This is a genomic window from Arthrobacter sp. H5 (genome assembly GCF_000520595.1).
Taxonomy (GTDB): domain Bacteria; phylum Actinomycetota; class Actinomycetes; order Actinomycetales; family Micrococcaceae; genus Arthrobacter_D.
Genome location: NZ_KI914988.1, coordinates 30,960 through 35,069, shown reverse-complemented (window position 1 = coordinate 35,069; position 4,110 = coordinate 30,960). Strand labels below are relative to the sequence as shown.

Annotated in this window: 3 protein-coding genes; 1 reads left to right on the top strand and 2 read right to left on the bottom strand. The window is 60.1% G+C overall.

Features of this window, described 5'->3' with window-relative positions:
- Positions 1-432: Rv3235 family protein (locus tag Y708_RS23635; RefSeq protein ID WP_051478798.1), on the top strand; the 432-nt coding region annotated here is incomplete at its 5' end.
- Between the two features lie 6 nt (positions 433-438).
- Here the strand turns inward: Y708_RS23635 and secA are convergent.
- Positions 439-3,183 carry a preprotein translocase subunit SecA gene (gene secA / locus Y708_RS0107485; protein WP_028279444.1) on the bottom strand — a complete coding sequence of 915 codons (2,745 nt, stop codon included), beginning with the start codon at positions 3,181-3,183 and terminating at the stop codon, positions 439-441.
- 94 nt (positions 3,184-3,277) lie between these two features.
- Positions 3,278-4,110: winged helix-turn-helix domain-containing protein (locus Y708_RS23630; protein ID WP_035775647.1), on the bottom strand; the 833-nt coding region annotated here is incomplete at its 5' end.

Sequence of the window (4,110 nt, the reverse complement as noted above, 5' to 3'; positions counted from 1 at the left end):
CAGGTCCACACGGCCAACAGCGCGCTGGCGGATGTAGTCCCCTTGCTGCCATTGCAGGAACCACACTCGATCCCTGCGGAGGTGGAGATACTGGCACGAAAGACAGCCCGTGGCGCCCTTGAGGTCCTGAGCGGCACCCGACCGCTGCAACACATGGCCAGGGTGCTGGATTCCAAAAGCTACGAGCGGCTGCATCTGCGGGCGAATCTGGTGCGCAGCGTTGAACAGCGGCAAAGGTACGAGGCGGGAACAGCCCCGGGCGTCAGGCTGCACCGAAACATTATGATCCGCGCGGTGCGGGTGTGCCCCGTCTCGGCAGCGGTTTTCGAGGCAGCCGTGATCGTCGCGGAACAAAAGAGAGTCCGCGCCGTCGCTCTTCGGATCGAGCGACGACGCGGACAATGGCGCGCAACCGAACTGGAAGTCGGTTGAGCGTTCCTACTTCTTTCGACGCTTGGAATCCGACCGTGTGCCAGATTTTGAACCATTGGGCTTGGACTCGGTTTCGGAAGACCGGCTTCGGCGGCGCTCTACGCGGGTTTCCACCTCGCCCTGCGCATTCGGTGCCGTAAAACTCAGGCTTGCGGGTCTTTCGGGAACCTCGAGACCGGCCGCCCGGATGGTTGGCGTCTGCACCAATCCCCTGCCGTCCTGGACGCCCGGAAGTCCCGACTGCTGCGCCGGAGTAACCTCAACCTCAAGATTGAAGATATATCCGATGCTTTCCTCTCGGATGGCCTCCATCATGGTCTGGAACAGCACAAAGCCTTCCCGCTGATACTCAACCAGCGGATCACGCTGCGCCATGGCGCGGAGCCCAATGCCTTCCTTCAGGTAGTCCATTTCATAGAGATGCTCCTGCCACTTGCGTCCGATCACCGACAGCACCACGCGTCGCTCCAGCTCGCGCATGCTCCGCTCACCGAGAGCAGCCTCGCGCTTCTCGTAGGATACCCGGGCGTCCGAGAGGATTTCTGCGTGCAGGAAGTCCCGGGTGATTTTGGACTTGCCCCCAGCCTCCTCAACAACCTCTTCAATCGTGAGTGACACGGGATAAAGGGTCCTGAGGTTGGTCCACAGCTGTTCGTAGTCCCAGTCGTCCCCATGCCCCTGCCCGGTCGCCTCATCCACCATGGCGGTAACCACATCCTCCAGGAAGAACGCAACCTTCTCATGAAGATCGCCGCCTTCCAGGATGCGCCGGCGATCGCCGTAGATCGCTTCACGCTGACGATTCAGAACGTCGTCGTACTTCAGCACGTTCTTCCGTTGCTCCGCGTTGCGTCCCTCGACCTGGCCCTGGGCGTTTTCGATCGCCTTGGAGACCATCTTGGATTCGAGTGCCACGTCGTCCGGCATTGTAGAGCTGTTCATGATGCGCTCTGCGGCGCCGGAGTTGAACAACCTCATCAGGTCATCGGTCAAGGAAAGGTAGAACCGCGACTTACCCGGATCACCCTGACGACCAGACCGTCCGCGCAGCTGGTTGTCGATCCGCCTCGACTCATGGCGTTCGGTTCCCAGCACGTACAGGCCACCGAGGCTGCGAACCTCCTCCTGCTCGGCCACCACAGACTCCTTGGCAGCGGCCAGCGCCTTTGGCCACTCGGCTTCGTACTCGTCCGGATTTTCGGCGGGGTGGAGTCCTTTCTTTTCAAGCTCGGTAACGGCGTTGAACTCCGCATTACCACCCAGCATGATGTCAGTTCCGCGGCCCGCCATGTTGGTAGCGACCGTGACGGCGCCCTTGCGGCCAGCCTGGGCAACGATGGCCGCCTCCCTCGCATGGTTCTTCGCATTCAGCACCTCGTGACGCACACCGGCCTTGGCAAGCTGCTTGGACAGGTACTCGCTCTTCTCCACCGACGTGGTGCCCACGAGCACCGGCTGGCCAAGCTCGTGCCGCTCGGTGATGTCCTTCACCACTGCGTCGAACTTTGCGACCTCGTTCTTGTAGATCAGGTCGGAATTATCCTCGCGGACCATCGGCATATTCGTGGGAATCGGGACCACGCCGAGCTTATAGGTTCCCATGAACTCGGCAGCCTCCGTTTCGGCCGTGCCGGTCATTCCGGACAGGTTGTCATAGAGCCGGAAGTAATTCTGCAATGTCACGGTGGCGAGTGTCTGGTTCTCAGCCTTGATCTCGACGCCCTCTTTGGCTTCGATCGCTTGGTGCATGCCTTCGTTGTACCGTCGACCGGCGAGGATCCTGCCGGTATGCTCATCGACGATCATGACTTCGCCGTTGAGCACTACGTAATCCTTATCCCGCTTGAACAGTTCCTTAGCCTTGATGGCATTGTTCAGGAATCCAATCAACGGGGTGTTTGCGGACTCGTAAAGGTTTTGGATGCCAAGGTAGTCCTCCACCTTTTCGATGCCGCCCTCGAGAACTCCGACCGTCCTCTTCTTCTCATCGACCTCGTAGTCCGAATCGCGCGCCAGACGCTGCACAACCTTGGAGAACTCCGTGTACCAGCGGTTGACATCACCTGACGCCTGACCGGAAATGATGAGCGGTGTGCGTGCCTCATCGATCAGGATCGAGTCAACCTCGTCAACGATGGCGAAGTTGTGGCCCCGCTGAACCAGTTCGGCCGCGCTCCACGCCATGTTGTCGCGAAGGTAGTCGAAGCCGAACTCGTTGTTCGTTCCGTAGGTGATGTCCGAGTTGTATTGTTCTCGGCGGACGGACGGATCCTGTTTTGACAGGATGCATCCGCAGCTCATTCCGAGAAAGCGGAATACCCGGCCCATGAGGTCTGACTGGTATTCAGCCAGGTAATCATTGGTCGTGACAATGTGAACGCCTTTGCCGGTGAGCGCGTTCAGATAGGCCGGCGCCGTGGCGACCAGGGTTTTACCCTCACCGGTTTTCATCTCGGCGATATTTCCGAGGTGGAGCGCGGCCCCGCCCATCAGCTGAACGTCGAAGTGCCTCAAACCAAGGGTTCTGCTGGAGGCTTCCCGCACCGATGCAAAAGCCTCCGGCAGCAGCGCATCCAGTGACTCGCCGTCCTCATAGCGCTTCTTCAGTTTGTCCGTTTCGCCGCGCAACTCCTCGTCGCTGAGCGCGCGGAACTCATCCTCCAGGATGTTGATCGCGTCGGCAAAATTTCGGAGTTTCTTCAGTGTCTTCTTATCGCCGGTGCGGAGTACTCGTTCGAGAAGTGATGGCACTGGTATTTGCTCCCAATCTAGGTGCGCCGAAATCTGGCGTGTTCAGTCTACGTGAGAGACGTCTCGTCCTCCGATTTAGTTCCCTCCGGGCGGATTAAGCGGAAGTGATTGCAGCATTCAGTGCCGAAGCCAGATTTCCGTTCGCTTCGACCACCACGTCATCGAGATCCAGCCAGGCGGCCATTGTTACAAGCTCGGAGGCAAGTTCGACGGCGATATCCGGCGGAGCGTCCGGCTCGCCGTGGGTTCCGCGGACAAGAAGCCTGCGCGATATCCGGTCCGCCTTCAGATCCAGCCTCGCGACAATCCGGTCCCCGAGCAAGAATGGCAGAACATAGTAGCCGTACTTCCTCGCTGGGGCAGGAGTGTAGATCTCGATCCGGTAGTGAAACCCAAAGAGGGAATGAAGCCGTCCGCGTTCGAATACCAGCGAGTCGAAGGGGCTCAGGAGCGCTTTGCCCGATGCCCTGCGGGGAAGGACAGCAGCCACGTGACGATAGGCCGCCCGGTCCCAGCCCTCAATACTTACGGGCGACAGGGTGCCGCGCTGGACCAGGGTGTCTACGGCCGCCTTGGTGGACGTCCTGGGGATACGAAAATAGTCGGAAATGCACCGCACGGTTCCCACCCCCAACGCGGCGGCGGCACGTTCGGCCAGGTGCAGAATGGCCTCGGCCGGATCAACCGCGGTGAGCGCATGAACCGGATCCGGCATCACACGCGAGGTCAGCGGATAACGCCTCTCAAACTGCGGCGTCCGTCCGGCCGCCGAAACCACACCCTGCTGGAATAGCTCCTCAAGAACCCGCTTGACTGAATTCCAGTTCCACCCCCACTGCTCCTTGACCCGTGCCTCTTCATGGCCGAGCCGCAGCTGTATTTGTGTGGAGGTCATGGGCCGGCTTGTGCCGAGCAGGTCCACAATCC